Origin of the sequence: Candidatus Poriferisodalis sp. (assembly GCF_965203655.1) — a bacterium.
GTDB lineage: Bacteria > Actinomycetota > Acidimicrobiia > Acidimicrobiales > Poriferisodalaceae > Poriferisodalis.
The window spans coordinates 429,473-446,663 of the sequence record NZ_CBDBDD010000009.1; the positions used below are offsets into that span (position 1 = coordinate 429,473).

The window sequence follows — 17,191 nt, forward strand, 5'->3', positions numbered from 1 at the left end:
CACGTCGTGATCGATGGGGATCTCCGCAGCCGGGTCAGGCGCCACCTTGAGTTCATCTATCCGGCGATGCGTACCGATCGTCTCGTCGACGACGTGCTCTCCACGCTCGGGCTCGACGGCACTGAGGGCGCTGCAGAGGGCGGCCCGCGCTGGGATGAGCACGACGTGGCGGTGATCACCTACGCCGACTCGATCACCGAGGCCGGCAAGGTGCCGATGCAGACGATGCACGAACTGCTCGACGACCTGACCGGCGACGTCGTGTCGGTCGTGCATGTGCTGCCCTTCTACCCAGCGAGCTCGGACGGGGGCTTCGCCATCACCGACCACCGTGCTGTGGACCCGCGGCTGGGAGCCTGGGAAGACATCAGCGATCTCAGTGAGACCTACACGGTCATGGCCGACCTGGTCGTGAACCATGTCAGCGCCGATCACCCATGGATGGAGCAGTTCTGCAGCGGGGAAGAGCCAGGCAGCCGCTACCTGCTCACCGCCGAGCCCTCCGATGACCTGTCGAGCGTGGTGCGCCCCCGCACCACGCCGCTGCTGCGCGAGGTCGAGACCCCCGACGGCCCCCGACTGCTGTGGTGCACCTTCAGCTACGACCAGATCGACCTGGATTTCGCTGAGCCTGAGGTCCTGCTGGACTTGCTGCGCACCGTGGCCCGTCTCGTCGACGCGGGCGTGCGGTGGTTCCGGCTCGACGCCATCGCCTATCTGTGGAAGGAGCTCGGAACCTCCTGCGTGAATCTGCCCCAGACGCACGAGTTCGTAAGGCTGCTGAGGACGCTGCTGGATGCACGCTGTCCCGAATCGGTCATCATCACCGAGACCAACGTGCCCCACGACCAGAACGTGGCGTATTGGGGCGACGGCGACGAAGCCCACCTCGTCTACAACTTCAGCCTGCCGCCGCTGGTGGCTCACACGATGCTGTCGGGCTCGTCGGTGGCGATGCAGCAGTGGCTGGAGAAGCTGGAGACACCTCCTGCGGGCACGTCGTTCTTCAATTTCATTGCCAGCCACGACGGCATCGGGCTGCGCCCGGTGGAGGGGCTGCTGAGCGTCGCCGAGATCAACCGGCTCATCGCCGCGGCGCACAGCGCGGGCGGCACGCATTCGGAGTTCGACACGCCTGCGGGACCCAAGGCGTACGAGCTGAACGTCTCGCTGTGGGACCTCTTCGCAGGCGATGGCGACCCGCTGGGCGTGGCGCAGTTCCTTGCCGCGCACACGATCATGCTGAGCCTCGCCGGCGTTCCCGCCCTCTACGTGCACGCGCTGCTGGGCACGCCCAGCTACTGGACGCCGATCAGCGAGCCGCCGCGCATCGTCACCGAGCACGGCCTGCCGCCCGTGGAGCAGAACAAGCGCACGATCAACCGGCGCAAGGTCACCTTGGACGAGGCGGTGGACTTGCTCGGCGCTCAGGATGGGATCCGGCGCAGGACCCTGGTGGAGCTCGTGCACCGCATGCTCATCCGTCGTGCGCAGCCGGCATTCCATCCCGACAGCCCGCAGGTGTCGCTGGATCTGGGACCGCAGGCGCTGGGGGTGATGCGCGGCGATGCGCAGCGCGGCCAGACGGTTGTGTCGGCGACCAACGTCGGCCACACCCTTCTCACCGTCGATCTTGAGGTGCTGTCATCGCTCTGCCCGCCAGACAGCGCAGGTAGGCAGTTCGGCGAGGTCGGCTGCGTGGATCTGCTGGACGGTGCGCCGCACGGCCCGTCGGACCGCGTGAACTTGGCGTCGGGCCAGACGGTGTGGCTGTGCTTGGAGTCCGAGCGCCGGGAGCCCGCGCACGCGCACCGTCCCCCAGCCGCGCATCTCTCGTCTACATAGGGCGGTCTCAGGCGTTGTCGAGCTCGACGGCGTCGTAGAGCTGGCCGAGCACGTCGGGTATGGCGCTCTGCACGCGTGACCAGTTCGGGATGAACGGCGTGCCCATCGGGTCGTTCAGGAACTCGTCGCCAGCGTCCATGATCGCCGAGGCGAACAGCTCCACGGCGGTCTCTTCGGCGTGCAGGTCGAAGTCGAAGCCGTTGAACGTGGCGTCGTTGCGGTAGTGGCTGACGAGGTCGAGCGCGTTGCGGTAGTAGACGGCCTTGACGGTGCGGAAGATCTCGGTTCCCAGCGTCGTTCCGTCGATGGCCAGCTTGCGGTAGATGGCCTTGGCGATATCGCGGCTCATCTTGTGCAGGCCCGCGTTGGCGTCATCGAGCGACAGGTCTTGGTGCTTGTGGTCGTAGCGCCCGCACAGATCGACCTGGCAGATCCGGCGCCCCTGGTAGATGCGGTACACCTCCGACAGCACGCCGATCTCGAGGCCCCAGTCGCTGGGGATGCGGATGCTGCGGGTCATGTCGAGCTTCATCGCGAACTCGCCGGCCAGCGGGTAGCGGAACGACTCCAGGTAGCGCAGGTAGTCGTGCTCGCCGATCGTGGCCCGCAGCGCCCGCAGCAGCGGTGTCACCAGCAGGCGCACGACGCGCCCGTTCAGCCGCGCCGAGGCGCCCTCGCCGGCCCGGTAGTAGTAGCCCTTCGAGAAGGAGTACCCGAAGGTGGGATGCAGGATCGGGTACAGCAGCCGTGCGAGCAGGCCACGGTCGTAGGTGAGGATGTCGGCGTCGTGCAGGGCCACGTTCTCGCAGCGTCCTGAGGCCAGGAAGTAGCCCAGGCAGTACCAGACATTGCGGCCCTTGCCCGGCTCGGTCGGTGCCAGCACCCGGTCGGCGAGCACCTCGTCGATCTTGCGCAGTCTCGGGCCGTCATTCCACAGCAAGCGGGTGCGCTGGGGCAGCCGTGCGAAGAACTGCCTGGCGTCGGCGAACTGGGCCTCGTCGGCCCGGTCGATGCCGACGATGATCTCGTCGATGTAGGCGACCTTGGCAATCTCGTCGACGATGTTGCCGAGCGCAGGTCCCTGCAGCTCGCTGTACAGCGCCGGGATGATCAGCGCGATGGGCCGGCGGCGGGAGTAGTCGTACAGCTCGTCGGCGAGGCTTTCGATGGGACGGTCGGCGAGGCGGTGGAGCGTCGCGATTGACTCGTGCTGCTGGAAATCGGCCACGTCAACCCGCTCTGCTTGCTTGCTGATGGTGAACCTACCCCGACCGGGTTCACCGGCTCGATTCGGGTCGCGCGGTAGGGTGCGACATGGCCCCCCAACACCCCCCTGGAGTGGGGCGATTCCCCTCCCTGAACGCAAAATTCACGACCGACGGGCTCACCTTCGACGACGTGCTGCTGGTGCCCGACGCGTCCGACGTGCTGCCCGATGCGGTCAACACATCGAGCCGGTTCACGCGGGGCATCACTCTCGCCGTTCCGCTGGTGAGCGCGGCCATGGACACCGTCACCGAGGCGCGCCTGGCCATCGCCATGGCCCGTCACGGCGGCATCGGCGTGATCCATCGCAACCTGCCGGTCGCCGATCAGGCCGCCGAGGTCGACAAGGTGAAGCGCTCCGAGTCGGGGATGATCAACGAGCCCTTCACGCTCGGCCCCGACAACCTGGTGTCCGAAGCCGAGGACCTCATGGCCCGTTTCAAGATCAGCGGGGTGCCGATCACCGATCCGGCGGGCCGGCTGGTCGGGATTCTCACCAACCGCGACCTGCGCTTCGAGACCGATTGGAGCCGCCCGATCCACGAAGTGATGACGTCGGAAGGGCTGGTGACCGCGCAGGCGCCGATCACGCTCGACGAAGCGCAGGTCATCCTTGCGCAGCACCGCATCGAGAAGCTGCCGATCGTCGACGACGACTTCCGGCTTGTCGGCCTGATCACGGTGAAGGACATCCAGAAGCGCATCCAGTTCCCGAACGCTTCCAAGGACGAGCGGGGCCGGCTGCTCGTCGCTGCTGCGGTCGGCACCGGTCCAGACACGATGGAACGTGCGGCGGCGCTGGTCGAGCGGGATGTGGATGCCATCGTGGTCGACACGGCTCACGGCCACAGCCGCGACGTCATCGAGACCGTTGCAAAGATCAAGGCCAATCACCCTGCAGAGGTGGTAGCGGGCAACGTGGCCACCGCCGATGCGGCTCGTGCGCTCATCGATGCCGGTGCCGATGCGATCAAGGTCGGGATCGGCCCGGGCTCGATCTGCACGACGCGGGTGGTGGCCGGGGTGGGGGTGCCGCAGATCTCGGCGGTGTTCGACTGTGCCTCGGAGGCCGCAGCGGCCGGGGTGCCGGTGATCGCGGACGGCGGCATGCAGTTTTCGGGCGACCTCGCCAAGGCGATCGCCGCGGGGGCGCACAGCGCCATGGTGGGCAGCCTGCTGGCAGGCACCGACGAGTCACCCGGCGAGGTCGTGCTGTACCAAGGCGAACGCTTCAAGGAATACCGCGGCATGGGCTCAGTGGGTGCCATGAAGGGGCGCAGCTACTCCAAGGACCGCTACTTCCAGGACGGCCGCGAGGTGGAAGAGCTGGTGCCCGAGGGCATCGAGGGGCGCGTCGCCTACAAGGGTCCGCTGGCCGGTGTGCTGCACCAGCTCGTCGGCGGGCTGCGCCAGGCGATGGGCTACTGCGGCGCCACCAGCATCGACGACATGCGGCTGCGCACCCGGTTCGTGCGTGTCACCGCAGCGGCCCTGCGCGAGAGCCATCCCCACGACATCATGATCACCAAGGAGGCGCCCAACTACCGGGCGCCGACCTGATCAGCTCCCTCTTCCTTGCTGAGCTGCTCCAGCCGTTCCCACTCGTCGATGAGGCTGCTGTCGGTGTCGCGCACGAGGTCACCGAGCCACCGCGTCAGCTCCACGATGTCGTCGGTGCGGCGGTCCTCGGGCACGTTGCGCACGAGCGCCTTGTAAGCATCGCTGAGGTAGCGCAGCAGCACCCCTTCGGAACCCTTGATGCCGTAGTGGTTGACGTACTCACGGAACGTCATGGCCCGTTCTCGCAGGTCACGCGCCGCTGACTTGGGGCGGATGTTGTCGTTGCGCAGCCAGGGGTGGTGGGTCGACCAGGCGTTGAAGCTGTCATAGAGCCAGTCGCGCAGCGGCTTGGGCCACTCGACTTCTTCGAGGCGCTCCATGCGCTCCTCGTACTCCACGCCCTCGGCCTTCATCTCGGCCAGCAGGTCGGTGCGGGCAAGGTCTCGCTGCCGTTCCAGCACCACGGTCGGGTTCTCCAGCGTTGCCTCCAGCACGCTGAGCACGTCGAGCGGGTAGGTCGGCTCGTCGGGGTCGAGAAACTCGATGGCGTCGAGTGCGAACGGCGACAGCGGCTGGGTCAGGTCGAACTCGGCCTGCAGGTCCACGTTGACCCGCACGAGGCGGTCGAGCTCATCGGGTTCCGCGAGCTGTTCCACCACCTGCGTCTCGGTCAGCGAGCGGTAGATGGCGATGGCGCGGCGGATGTGGGTGCGGTTGGCGGCCCGGGTCTCGTGGTTGTCGGTGAGCAGCCGGCGCATCGCTGCGCAGCCGTCGCCGGGCCGATCCAGCACGTTCATCAGCATCGAGTGCGACACGTCGAACTGCGAGCGCAGCAGCTCTGGCTGTCCCGATGCGAGCCGCTCGAACGTGTCGGCATTCCACGGCGCATAGCCCCGCTTGGGCGGCGACGGGCGCCGCACCTTGCGCAGCTTGGCCGGGTCGTCGCCGAACTTCTCGCGGGCTTTCTCAAGCGCCATCGCGTACTCGATTTCGTGCTCGGGTGCCTGGCACCACACGAAGCCCTCGTGGTCGAAGCCCCTGCGCCCCGCCCGCCCGGCGATCTGCTGGAAGTCGCGCACCGACAGCACCCGCGTGTCGCGCCCGTCGTACTTGCAGAGCTGGGTGAACACCACCGTGCGGATGGGCACGTTCACGCCGACGCCGAGCGTGTCGGTGCCGCAGATGAGCTTGAGCAGGCCCGCTCCGGCCAGCCGCTCCACCAGCAGCCGGTACTTGGGCAGCATCCCGGCGTGATGGACGCCGACGCCCGCCTTGACGAAGCGCTGAATGTCACGGCCGAACGGCGAGTCGAACCGGAAGTCGACGATCTCCGCGGCCACCTCCGCCTTCTCGTCTTTGGTGAGCACGTTGAGGCTCGTGAGCGCCTGCGCCCGCTCGGTGGCGGCTCGCTGGGTGAAGTGGACGATGTAGGCGGGTACCCGCCGCAGCTCCAGCAGCTCTTCGAGCGACTGGTGCAGCGTGGTCTCGCGGTAGGTGAAGGTGAGCGGCACCGGCCGTTCGGCTCCGGTCACGGTGGCGACCTCGCGGCCAGAGCGCCGCTGTAGGTCGTCGGCGAAGCGCTGGGTGGGGCCGAGCGTGGCGCTCATCAGGATCATCTGGGTGCGGGTCAGCTCGAGCAGCGGCACCTGCCAGGCCCATCCCCGGTCGCGGTCGGCATAGAAGTGGAATTCGTCCATGACGACGCTGTCGACCGGGGCGCCGGCACCTGAGCGCAGCGCCAGGTTGGCCAGGATCTCCTGCGTGCAGCACACCACCGGCGCGTCGGGGTTGACGGCGCCGTCGCCGGTCACCATGCCGACGTTGGCAGCGCCCAGTTCCTCGCAGAGCGCGAAGAACTTCTCCGACACGAGGGCTTTGACCGGCGCGGTGTAGTAGCTGCGCTGGCCGCGTGCCACCGCCTCGAAATGCGCAGCGAGGCCCACCAGCGACTTGCCCGAGCCGGTCGGTGTGGTGATAATGACGTGGTTGCCCCCGAAGATCTCCAAGATGGCGTCTTCTTGGGCCTCGTAGAGCTCCAGGCCGATCTCGGCCGTGTAGTCCAGGAAGCCTTCGAGCAGTGAGTCAGCGTCCGGCTCGCGAGGCAGAAACGCCGTCAGCCGTCCCGCCGCCGCTCGCTCAACTGCCATCGGTATCGGAGGTTAAGAGGCAGAGCCTCAGGCGCTGCGGCCGGGCCAAGCCTCGGGGTTGAGCATGTTGGGCGGCTGGTCGCCGTCGAGAGCGGTCATGACCTCGTCGACAGCATGGATGAAGATGCGGCGGCGGCCGGCGACGGTGGCCGAGGCGACGTGCGGGGTCACCACCACGTCGGGACGACCTAGCAGCGGGTGGCGAGGCGGCAGCGGCTCTGGCTCGGTCACATCCAAACCGGCACCACGCACCTTGCCTGCGTCGAGCGCTGCGAGCAGCGCGTCTTGGTCGACGAGGCCGCCGCGAGACGTGTTCACCACATACACGCCGTCGCGCATGGCCGCGAGCAGTTCGGCGTTCACGAGATGGCGGGTTTCATTGCTGAGCGGCGCGTGCACCGACACGACGTGCGCGTCAGCCACTGCTTCGCTGGGCGTCGCCGCCCGCTGCGCCCCGAGTTCCGCAAATCGCTCGTCGCTGGCATACGGGTCATACGCCACGGTTTCCATGCCGACGGCCGACATGATGCGGGCCACAGAGCCGCCGATGCGTCCGAGCCCGACTAATGCGAGCGTCGAGCCGGCCAGTTCGAGATGCCCGTGGCGTGCCCAGTAGTCGCCTTCGGCAGCTTCGAGCCGGCGGGCCGATTCCTTCAGTCCCTTGGTGACGGCGAAGATGAGCGCGACGGCTTGCTCAGCGGTGGAGATCGTCGGACCGTCGGGCGTGTTGCAGGCGGCGATGCCGAATTCGGTGGCGTCGTCGAGGTCGAGATTGTCGAACCCGATCCCAGCCCGGGCGATCACCTTCAGCAGTGGCGCACGCTCGTACACGGTGCGGTCGTAACGGATGGCGGCGCCCACGATGGCGCCGTGAGCCCGTTCGATGCCTTCGAGCGGGTCGTCGCCGCGCACGTCGGCAATCTCGGCCCGACCGTCCAGCAGCTCGCGCGGCAGCCGGCCAGCAGGCCGGTCGAACCAGACAACCGGCAGGCCAGCCTCTGCGTTGGCGTCAGGGGAATTCGCGTGAGTCGAACCGGTGCTCATGCCGTCAGTATTGCGCCGAGCCGCTGCCAGGCACCGTGCCGGATTGACAGGTCCGCTATTGGGTGGGCATGCGACGCGCCGCCCGGGCACGGCGCGGCGGTGAGCGGCACAACTACCGTTGACGCTGGCTGTAGCCGGTATGGGCGAGCAGAGGCGCGATTTCATGCAGGTCGACGAGGCGGTCATCCACGACACCGAGCGGTACGCCGCCGAGGGCTACCCGTGGGCCGAGTGGGACCTGCTGCGCGAGGAGGCGCCCGTCTACTGGTACGTGCGCGACAACATCGTCCCGTTCTGGGCCATCACCCGCTACGAGGACGTGAAGTGGATCTCGGGCCAGAACAAGACCTTCATCAACGGCGGCGGTCGCCTGCGCCTCGCCGATGCCGACCGGGATGCCCGCTTCTGGACGAAGTACCGCCAGCGGGCCATCGAGATCGGCTGGGACCCCGACGAACCGCCGGACTTCATCTTCAAGGACCGTCCCGACCACTGGGACCTGCGCCGGCTGGTGGTGCCGGAGTTCACCCCGAAGGCGATGCGCAGCAGATCCGAGTCGCTTGAGCTGCACGCTCAGCGCTTCGCGGACGAGTTCATCGCCAAGGTCGCCGACGAGGGCACGGCCGACGTGGTGGAAGACCTGGCGGTGAAGCTGCCGCTGGCGGCCATCTGCGAGATGGTGGGCGTATCGGCCGACGACTGGGAACAGGTGCACGCCTGGACATCGGTGCTGTTCGACGATCCCGATCTGGAGAGGTTCTGCCGACCCGGCGAGCCCCGCGACGAAATGCGGGCGCGCATGATCCGCGAGTTCGACACGTGGATCGGCGAGCTGATCCGCGAGCGCCGGCGTGACGGCACCGACGGCCGCGACTTGGTGAGCATCCTGCTGCGGTCGGAGATCGAATCAGGCCCGCTGACGCCGCAGCAGCTCGTGGGCTACCTGCGCTTGATGATCGCTGCGGGCAACGAGACAACTCGCAACGCCGCGAGCGGCGGGGTGATCGCCCTGCTGGAGCACCGTGATCAGCTCGAACTGCTCAACGAGCGCATCGACGACCCCGATGCCGTGGAATCGGCCGTGGAGGAGATCCTGCGCTGGACCTCGCCGGTCATCCAGTTCGCGCGCACCTGCACCAAAGACACCGAGCTGCGAGGCCAAACGATCAAGGCCGGGGAGCACGTGGGGGTGTGGTACCCCTCGGCCAACCGCGACGAGCGCCAGTTCCCCGAGCCGTACCGCTTCGACATCCGGCGCACGCCCAACGACCACCTCGCCTTCGGGCACGGCGCCCACTTCTGCCTAGGCGTGCACCTGGCCCGCTGGGAGCTGCGAGCGTTTTTCCGGGTGGTGGCGCCCCTGCTCGACGGCCTTCGGCTCGACGGGGAGCAGTCGCGCATCGGACACCTGCACGTCGGCCCTATCAAGCACCAGATGGTGGTCGCTCGGCCTTGATCCGCCCTCAGCGTCGGGTATCTGGACACGACCGGTGTACTCAGATCGCATCTGAGGCCAAGACTAGCGTCGGCGGCCATGACGACGACTGATGTGGTGGTGACGGGGCTGCGATTCGGGGAGGGTCCGCGCTGGCGCGGCGACCGCCTCTGGTACTCCGACTTCTACCGCCACGGGATCTACACGGTCACGCCCGACGGCAACGAAGAGCTCGTGCACACGGTTCCGACGCAGCCCTCGGGGCTGGGCTGGCTGCCGGATGGCGACTTGCTGTTCGTCTCGATGCTGGACCGGCAGCTTCGCCGACTCGACGCCGACGGCAACGAGTCGCTGCACGCCGACCTGTCCGGCATCGCCGGAGGGCCGTGCAACGACATGGTGGTTGCCGCCGACGGCACGGCCTACGTCGGCAACTTCGGGTTCGACGACAGTGCAGGGGAGACGTTCGCCCAGGCGACCTTGGCGATCGTGAGCCCCGACGGCGCGGCACGGCCTGGGCCCGACGGGTTCGACTTCCCCAACGGCACCGTCATCGACCCCAGCGGGCGCCACATGGTGGTGGCGGAGAGCTACGGCCGCCGGATGACCGCGTTCGACATCGACCCCGACGGCTCGCTGAGCGGCCGGCGGACGTTCGCCGATCTGGGCGAGCGGGTGCCCGACGGCATCTGCCTCGACGAGGCCGGCGGCATCTGGGTTGCCGACCCGCTCAATGCGAGCTGCTTCCGGGTGGTCGACGGCGGCGAGGTCACCGATGTCATCGAGCTGGAGCTGAACTGCTTCGCCTGCATGCTCGGCGACGACGATCGCCGCACCCTCTACATGGTCACCGCTCCCACGTCGCGCCCGCCCGACGACGCTCCGGCCCTTGGCCGCATCGAGACCGTCCGAGTCGACATCCCCGGCGCTGGCCTGCCGTAATTCTCAGCCCTCCGGGTCGGTGGCGACGAGGCGACGCAGGTGGCCTGCGCGGATCTCGGCTGTCTGGCCCTGGACCAGCAGGAACAGCGCTTCGCGGGCGAGGCGCTGCGCGTGATGGGCGAGCGTGATGGCTCTTCCGCCGACCGATGAGACGAGCGCGCTGGTCGCGCGGATGCCCACATATCCGACCTGCGCACGGCGTTCGGGCATCTCGTCGACCTCGGCCGCGTAGAGCGCGCTTCGTGCGGCGTCCAGCTCGGCATCCAGTGGCGTGGGCCCGAGCAACCCGAGTGCACGGGATGCCACGCCCAGCATGAGGGCGCCGTTGGTTCGCAGGCCTTGGCGGTAGAACGACAGCCAGTCGCTGTAGTCGATGACCTCCACCACCTCGTCGTTGCCGACGGCGTGCCCGTTGAAGTGAAGCTCCACTGTCACCGACGAGTCCACTGCGGCAAGCCGCAGCCGGCGGGACGTCAGCGTGCGCGCCTCTGTGGCCGGTATGAGCATCCACACCAGCCGATCTGCCTCGTGAGCGGCGACTAGCACAGCGTCGATGTGACCCCACCCGGTGACGAACGGTGCCACGCCACGCAGCACCCAGCCACCGCCGGAATGCTCGGCGAACAGGCACGGCTCGGGCCGCAGCACATGTGCGAACGCCACGCCGCTGCGCCGCTCGCCGGTGGCCAGCGGGCGGGCCCACCGCTCATGCAGCGGCGATCCGGCTGGCATCCGAGCGGCGTTCGCCGAGCCGCCGCCGTGCTGCGCCCACACGAACGCGGTCGTGAGGCAACCGCCCGCTAACGCTTCGAGAATGGGGAGCCGCTCAAGCTCGTCGAAGCCGCAGCCGCCCACGTCGGTCGGCGTCCACAACCCGTACAGGCCAGCGTCACGGAACAGGTCCAGGTTGTGCACGGGAACCTCGCCCGATGCGTCCACGTCAAGTGCGCGCTCAAGCAGCACTCCATCCGCGAGCCCTTGAGCATCAGCCAGCATTTCCCCGGCCTCGCGCGGGGCACCGGAGCTCACGGATGTACGCGGGGTGTTGTCGTCGCGCAGTGCACGCAGCCGCTCGGCGGCGCCAGGTCGTGCCAGCACGCGATCGTGCAGTTGCCGATAACTCTTGGTACTCGGCATCGGACGGAACCTTTCTTCGGCGACCTGTCGGGCGCCTTCTTCGCAAAAGGTTATGAAGGAGGTGGCTCCGCTGGTTGGCGCCACATGAGGGCGTTGCGGCGCATGATGGCGACCAGCGTGTCGTCCTGGTTGTAGGCGCGGTGCTCGAACAGGATGATGCCCTGGTCGGGCTTGCTCTTGGACGGGCGTGCCGAGACCACTTCGCTCTCCACCCGCAGCGTGTCGCCGTGGAAGACGGGTGCAGGGAAATCCATCCGCTCAAAGCCGAGGTTCGCCACGGTGGTGCCGTGGGTGGTCTCGTGGACCGATATGCCGACTACGACAGCGGCCGTGAACATCGAGTTCACGAGCGGCTTGCCGAACTGGGTCTCGGTGCGGGCGTACTCGAAGTCGAGATGCAGGGCAGCGGGGTTCATGGTCATGGTGGTGAACATGACGTTGTCGGCCTCGGTGATCGTGCGGCGCAGCCGGTGGTGGATCACCAGACCCGGTGTCAGCTCTTCGAACCACCGTCCGCCGTGCGGGCGGGGCGCATCGCTCATCAGGCTGCTCCTCCTGCAACTTCGGCAGTGTCTGATTGGCCGACTCCAAGGGTGTCGGCGGCGTCTGATTGGCCGATGCCGAGAGCATCGGCCCAAGGCACCTCGCACGCTTGGTCGAGATCGATCTCGGCGTGGACGACCGGGTTCTGGTGAGGGCCGGCGCACCACGACGGCATCACCATCGTGTACAGACCCGAGCCGCCCGCCTGGAATACCACGATCCTGCTGGGGTCTTTCAGGATCGGGATCAGCTCATCGGGCGGGCCATCCCGGTCGAGGTAGAAGGCCGACCCGACATGGGCGAGCGTGGCTGCCGTGTTGGTGGCGCGGGCAGCCAGCTCGGCCTGAATGTCCTCGCGGGTCAGCCCCGCGCGGGCCAGCACCGTCGTGTGGTCGGGGTTCATGATCACTGTGACAGCGCCGTGCCGCAGGTGCGCGTTGTTGCTGCCCGGATTGGCCATGACGGCTGCGATCACGTTCAGCAGCCGGCTGGCCGACTCGGGATCGTCCGCATCGCCGGTGAAGATCGTCGAGTGCGGTGCCTCGGCGCCGACCACGACCACAGCGCTGTCTTCTTCGGCGTAGCCGTAGCCGGTGTGCAGCGGCGCGAACGGGCTGTTCTCGGTGTCCTCGGCGAGGCAGTAGGTGAACTTGCCGGGATGGCCGTGCAGCGCCATGTCTGACACCCCGGGGCGGGCACCGCCGATGTTCATCATCGCCAGCCGCAGCGCCCGGCCGATGGTGGCATTGGCACGATGGCCGGGCCCCAGCGCGCCGAATCCCGATGCCACTTCACCGCACTGGTGCCGTGCTGGCCCGCACACCACGATGAGCGGCGCGGTGCAGTGGGTGGTGCTCTGCATCTCGGTGAGGTCGAACTCGGGCTTGCACACCGCCCGCACGGCGGCCACCACGACGGGGATGTGGTCGGGCAGGCAGCCCGCCATCACCGCAGCAGTAGCCACTTTCTCCACGCTCGCCACGCCGTGCGCGGGTCCCATGACGCCCAGTTCGAGATCGGGGTCGAGGCCAGAGGCGAGCGCCATCATGGCCACCCGCTCCGGAGTAGGAATGACGACCGGCAGGCCGTCGGTGAGCCCGAGCGCGTGAAGCTGCTCGAGCGCGTCGGCCTCGCTGCGGGCCTCCAGCAGTGTCACGGCTGGCTTAGTTGGAACCAGCGCCGGTCAGGATCGAAATGATCTGCGGCGTGATGTCAGCGGCAACCTTGGCCATGTTGTCCTCGCCGCTGCCCGCTACCGGGTGCGGCAGGCGGACGCGAGGGACGGACGGCATGCCGGTGGCGTTGGCCACGAAGTCGCCTTGGGGCCAGAACGCATCGGTGACGAGTGCGATGGACGGGATGCCCGCTCGGGCGGTGGTGATGCTGTCACGCACGGTGCCAGATGTGCAGCTGCCTCAATGGCCGTACGCGGCGATCACCGCACCGCACTCGGAGCTGATGTCGCTGAGCATCCCTTTGCCGACGACCGACGAAGCGTCGCCCTTGTCGTAACGGTTGAACGACGCCGACGGCAGCCGTTCGGCCAGCGCCTTCTCGACGTGGTCGAGAAATCTGACGCTGTCGGGGAAGCCATTGGCGACCAGGCCGATCGTGATCGGCTGATCGAGTGGTGTGCTGAGCGTGTAGGGCTCAGGCGCAGTCTTGGCCTCGCCTCGCGGATCGTGGAAGGTGAGGGTGCTCATAGGTCCAGTCTGACACCCGCGCCGCAGGCGCGCGTGCTGCGCGCTCGCACGCTTACTCGCTGCCGGGATCGGCGGCCCGGGCCACACCGATCATCGAGTCTCTGGTCACTAGGTCGGCCAAGCGTTCGACGGGCCACCCTTCGGTGCCCGCAGGCCGCTCGGGCAGCACCAGGAACCGGGTCTCGGAGCTGGAGTCCCAGACGCGTACCTCGGTGCCCGGGTCGAGTTCCAGGCCCATCTCGGCCAGCACCGCCCGAGGCTCGCGCACCACGCGAGCCCGGTATTCGGGGCTCTTGTACCAGTTCGGCGGCAGCCCAAGCAGCGCCCACGGGTAACACGAGCACAGCGTGCAGACGACCACGTTGTGGACGCCGGGCTCATTGGCCTTCACCTCGATGTGCTCGATCTCAGCGCCGCGGATGTCCATGCCGGCCAAGACGGCATCGGCGTCGGTCAGCAGCTGCTGTCGCAAGCCAGGATCAAGCCACGCCTGGGCCACCAATCTGGCGCCGATCATCGGGCTGATGTCGTGCTCGAACCGCTCGATGATGGCGTCGATCCGTCCCCGGTCGGCGATGCCGCGTTCCACCAGCACGTCTTCCAGCGCCTCGACGCGGATTTCCGGCGATGATGCAAGGTGACGGTTGCGGTGGTCGTGATCGCCGTGGCTGCTGCCGCCGGCATGGTCGTCGTGCATCGGTTCCTCCCTGGTCAGCCTGCTGCCATCGCGTCAGCCGCCCTCGGCTGCCGTCAGGTAGCACTCGTAGAGGTCGACGTGAATGGTGGTGTTCGGCTCTGCCTCGTCGCCCCACAGCGTCTGGGCGTCGTAGCCCACGCAGTAGACGTGCTGGGGCCGCTCGCCCATGTCGTGGGCCGTGCTGTCTGGCAGCACTTCGGCCGGATGCAGCTTGGCGACCGTGCCGGGCTTGCCCACCGCGTAGCTCGGAAGGCGGGTGTGGCCCGGTTGGGTTGGGCCCGGCGCCACCACCCGATCGCCCACCTCGAAGCGGGGGCGTTGGGGGAGTTGGCGACGCACGGTGCGACGCTCGGGGGCCGGTGTGGGCCGGTCGGGCGGCAGCAGCGCCGCATCGAGCGCGGCCGCCGGCGCAGCCCGCTGGACTGGTGACGCACCGGCGGCCTCCGCAGCGGGCACCTCGATGCGCTCGGCGACCTCGCTGTTCATCTCGTCTGCGCTGATGACCCCGTACTCGCCGAGCAGCACCTCGAAGCCGGCGAGCCAGCGGCCGTAGTAGCCGTTGTCGAAGTAGTCGGATGCGTCCAAGCGCTCGAGGACGTATCGGAACTCGCCCGGCCGGCGGGCCGTCGAAGCCGTCACCGCGCCGAGCAGACCGAAGACACGCCGTTCCCAGTCGGCATGAAACGGCGGCTCGTCCGGGTCGTGAGGCACCGGTCCGAATCCCGAAGCGCCCCCGAGATCATGGACGCTGCGCTCGTGAGAGTCGGACTGCATCGGGTCCAGCATTGCACCTGTAGCGAAGATCGCCGCATCGTCTCTCAGTCGCTGGAATCACCTGAGTCTGCGTCAGTTGGGTTGTTAGGTTGCTGCGGTGCCTGCGTTTGTGCTTGCGGTGGACCTCGACGGTGTGTGCGGGATGCACACCGAGGCCTTCCGTCGCGTGGTGGCGGCCGAGCGCGGGGTTCCGGAGGACTCGCTGCCCCTGGTGCGTGGCTGGAACTTCAGCGAGTGGGGCCTCGCCGACGGCGAGTTCGAGGAGCTGCATCGCATCGCCGTGATCGACTACCGCATGTTCCGTGAGATGGAGCAGATGGAGGGGTGCTCTGAGGCGCTGTGGCGGCTTTCTGACGCAGGCGTGTGGATACGGATCGTCACCCACCGCCTGTATGTGAGCTGGGGTCACCGCGTGACGGTGAGCGACACAGTTGAGTGGCTCGACCGCGAGCGCATTCCCTACCGCGACATCTGCTTCGTGGCCGACAAGGCGATGGTGAATGCCGACGCCTACCTCGAAGACGCTCCGCACAACGTGATCGACATCCGTGCCGCAGGCGGGTATGCGATCACGTTCGACCAGCCCTACAACTCCCAGGTGGAAGGACCACGGGCCCACGACTGGGCCGAAGCCGAAGAGATGGTGGTGGAGCTGCTGGCGGAGCACAGCGGCTACGTCTCGCGCCCGCTGCCCGGCATGGATGCCGGCTCGGACCGGCTGGAGCTGCGCACCCGGGATACCGCGTAGGCCGGCCGCGTGAACGATTCGCCCACAACACCGCCGGCACCGATCGACGCGGCGACGGTTGTCGTGCTACGCGATGCCGAGCCCGCTGCTGCGCCTGGCCACGGCTTCGATCCGGCGGCAAGCGATGCGGGCGTCCACATCGAGGTGCTCATGCTGCAGCGCAACTCGCGGGGCTTCTTCGGCGGCATGTGGGTGTTCCCCGGCGGCCGGGTGGATCCGCCCGACCGGGAGGTTCCCGGCGACGTGGTGGCCGAGTGCGATCCCCGCACCGCCGCCGGTCCCCAGGGCCCCTTCACTGCTGACAGACGCGGGTATCGCACGGCCGCGGTGCGCGAGGCCTCCGAGGAAGCCGGCATCGACCTGTCATCGGCCGAGCTCGTGCACTTCGCCCACTGGGTGCCGCCGCCGATCCGGCCCAAGCGTTTCTCGACGCACTTTTTCGTGTGCGAGGCGCCGGAGGGTCTGGGCGCCATACGCGTCGACGGCAGCGAGATACTGGACTACGCTTGGGTCTCGCCCGCTGCGGCGCTGGCCCGTCGGGCCGCCGGCGAGATCGAGTTCGTCACGCCCACGTTCGTGACGCTCACCTGGCTGTCGGGTTTCACCCGCGCCGCCGACGTGCTGGCGTCGGTGGACGGGCACACCTGCTATCACACCGAGATCATCAAGTCGCCGGAATCCGACCCCGGCCACGTCGCGGTCTACGTCGGTGATGCGGCCTTCCCCGATGGCGACCTCGACGCCCCCGGCCCACGCCGACGCTGCGTCATGGTCCGCTCCGGCTGGCGCTGGGAGGAACACGACGGCACCGCCGCCGCGGTGGCTTAGGCCGAGCGCAGCCCGCGCACCCGCGGAACGAGACGCTCGATCTGATGCTCCTGGGGCGGACCGTCGGGGCCGCCGCCGGGTCGGGCGGCGCGGAAGTCGATCGCTGCCTGGGCGGGCTCAGCGCCGAATGCCACCATCGCGAGAATGCCGATCACCGACGTGCGCGCCATGCCCGCCCCGCAGTGCACGAGCACACCGTCGCCGCTGTCGAGAGAGCCGACGACTTCGCGCACCAGGTCGAGCACCGCATCGTCGGCCGTGACACCGCCGTCGGGCGTGGGCAGCCACAGGGCACGCGGGCTGTCGGTGTCGCCGCCATGGGTATCGAGCCATTCGCTGTACGCGGGGTAGCGCAGCTCGATCTCGCGATCGGTCAGCATGCATGCCAGCGTCGATGCCCCCACCCGGTCGAGCGCAGCCTGGGGATCGGGTCCGACGGCGGAGAAGTTCGTGACGAACAGTCGGCCTCGTGCCGGCGGCGACGGCAGCGGGACTTCGTCGATGCGGTGCTGCACGGCGCGA

At 68.2% G+C, this 17,191-nt stretch carries 16 protein-coding genes; 6 read left to right on the plus strand and 10 right to left on the minus strand.

The genetic code is table 11. The features are described 5' to 3' along the window. The first annotated feature begins 6 nt into the window (after positions 1 to 6). Positions 7 to 1,845 (plus strand): alpha-amylase family glycosyl hydrolase, encoded by a 1,839-nt coding sequence (locus tag ACOGW9_RS13335; protein ID WP_419912023.1) that lies wholly within the window; start codon positions 7 to 9, stop codon positions 1,843 to 1,845. Positions 1,846 to 1,852: 7 nt separating this feature from the next. On the opposite strand, the gene ACOGW9_RS13340 is transcribed toward ACOGW9_RS13335, so the two are convergent. After that, a complete protein-coding gene (locus ACOGW9_RS13340; protein ID WP_419912025.1) occupies positions 1,853 to 3,073 on the minus strand; it encodes a glycosyl transferase in 1,221 nt (406 codons plus the stop codon). Between the two features lie 86 nt (positions 3,074 to 3,159). Here ACOGW9_RS13340 and guaB point away from each other — a divergent pair, with 86 nt between their 5' ends. Continuing rightward, positions 3,160 to 4,671: an IMP dehydrogenase gene (guaB, locus tag ACOGW9_RS13345; RefSeq protein ID WP_419912027.1), complete on the plus strand. Its 1,512-nt coding sequence runs from the start codon at positions 3,160 to 3,162 to the stop codon at positions 4,669 to 4,671. Here the strand turns inward: guaB and ACOGW9_RS13350 are convergent. Beyond that, positions 4,653 to 6,818: a DEAD/DEAH box helicase gene (locus tag ACOGW9_RS13350; RefSeq protein ID WP_419912029.1), complete on the minus strand. Its 2,166-nt coding sequence runs from the start codon at positions 6,816 to 6,818 to the stop codon at positions 4,653 to 4,655. The genes guaB and ACOGW9_RS13350 overlap by 19 nt on opposite strands. Before the next feature lie 27 nt (positions 6,819 to 6,845). Beyond that, the gene (locus ACOGW9_RS13355; protein WP_419912031.1) at positions 6,846 to 7,862 is read right to left on the minus strand and encodes an NAD(P)-dependent oxidoreductase; all 1,017 of its coding nucleotides are present in this window, start codon (positions 7,860 to 7,862) and stop codon (positions 6,846 to 6,848) included. A gap of 163 nt (positions 7,863 to 8,025) precedes the next feature. Between ACOGW9_RS13355 and ACOGW9_RS13360 the strand changes: the two genes are divergently transcribed. Both ACOGW9_RS13360 and ACOGW9_RS13365 read left to right on the plus strand, forming a co-directional pair. Continuing rightward, on the plus strand, positions 8,026 to 9,318 hold the full coding sequence (locus ACOGW9_RS13360) for a cytochrome P450 (protein WP_419912033.1): 1,293 nt from the start codon (positions 8,026 to 8,028) through the stop codon (positions 9,316 to 9,318). Positions 9,319 to 9,396: 78 nt separating this feature from the next. Then, on the plus strand, positions 9,397 to 10,239 hold the full coding sequence (locus ACOGW9_RS13365; protein WP_419912035.1) for an SMP-30/gluconolactonase/LRE family protein: 843 nt from the start codon (positions 9,397 to 9,399) through the stop codon (positions 10,237 to 10,239). A gap of 3 nt (positions 10,240 to 10,242) precedes the next feature. Here the strand turns inward: ACOGW9_RS13365 and ACOGW9_RS13370 are convergent, their stop codons facing one another. From ACOGW9_RS13370 to nthB, 6 genes are read right to left on the minus strand one after another with little or no spacing between them, the layout of a single operon-like run. Further along, positions 10,243 to 11,376, minus strand: a complete 1,134-nt coding sequence (locus tag ACOGW9_RS13370) for an acyl-CoA dehydrogenase family protein (protein ID WP_419912037.1) — start codon at positions 11,374 to 11,376, stop codon at positions 10,243 to 10,245. 50 nt (positions 11,377 to 11,426) lie between these two features. Then, entirely contained in the window at positions 11,427 to 11,918 is a 492-nt protein-coding gene (locus ACOGW9_RS13375) for a MaoC family dehydratase (protein ID WP_419912039.1), read from the minus strand. Further along, entirely contained in the window at positions 11,918 to 13,075 is a 1,158-nt protein-coding gene (locus ACOGW9_RS13380) for a hypothetical protein (RefSeq protein ID WP_419912041.1), read from the minus strand. The genes ACOGW9_RS13375 and ACOGW9_RS13380 overlap by 1 nt, the downstream gene beginning before the upstream one ends. A 7-nt stretch (positions 13,076 to 13,082) precedes the next feature. Next, the gene (locus ACOGW9_RS13385; protein ID WP_419912043.1) at positions 13,083 to 13,622 is read right to left on the minus strand and encodes a UGSC family (seleno)protein; all 540 of its coding nucleotides are present in this window, start codon (positions 13,620 to 13,622) and stop codon (positions 13,083 to 13,085) included. A 52-nt stretch (positions 13,623 to 13,674) separates the two neighbouring features. After that, positions 13,675 to 14,319, minus strand: a complete 645-nt coding sequence (gene nthA, locus ACOGW9_RS13390; protein WP_419912046.1) for a nitrile hydratase subunit alpha — start codon at positions 14,317 to 14,319, stop codon at positions 13,675 to 13,677. 33 nt (positions 14,320 to 14,352) lie between these two features. After that, positions 14,353 to 15,093, minus strand: a complete 741-nt coding sequence (nthB, locus tag ACOGW9_RS13395; RefSeq protein WP_419912048.1) for a nitrile hydratase subunit beta — start codon at positions 15,091 to 15,093, stop codon at positions 14,353 to 14,355. Positions 15,094 to 15,190: 97 nt separating this feature from the next. Between nthB and ACOGW9_RS13400 the strand changes: the two genes are divergently transcribed. Continuing rightward, the gene (locus ACOGW9_RS13400) at positions 15,191 to 15,841 is read left to right on the plus strand and encodes a 5' nucleotidase, NT5C type (RefSeq protein ID WP_419912050.1); all 651 of its coding nucleotides are present in this window, start codon (positions 15,191 to 15,193) and stop codon (positions 15,839 to 15,841) included. A gap of 9 nt (positions 15,842 to 15,850) precedes the next feature. Then, complete coding sequence (locus ACOGW9_RS13405; RefSeq protein ID WP_419912052.1) at positions 15,851 to 16,669, plus strand: NUDIX hydrolase; 819 nt, start codon at positions 15,851 to 15,853, stop codon at positions 16,667 to 16,669. Here ACOGW9_RS13405 and ACOGW9_RS13410 read toward each other — a convergent pair. Then, positions 16,666 to 17,184, minus strand: a complete 519-nt coding sequence (locus ACOGW9_RS13410) for a hypothetical protein (RefSeq protein WP_419912053.1) — start codon at positions 17,182 to 17,184, stop codon at positions 16,666 to 16,668. The genes ACOGW9_RS13405 and ACOGW9_RS13410 overlap by 4 nt on opposite strands. Positions 17,185 to 17,191: the final 7 nt, after the last annotated feature.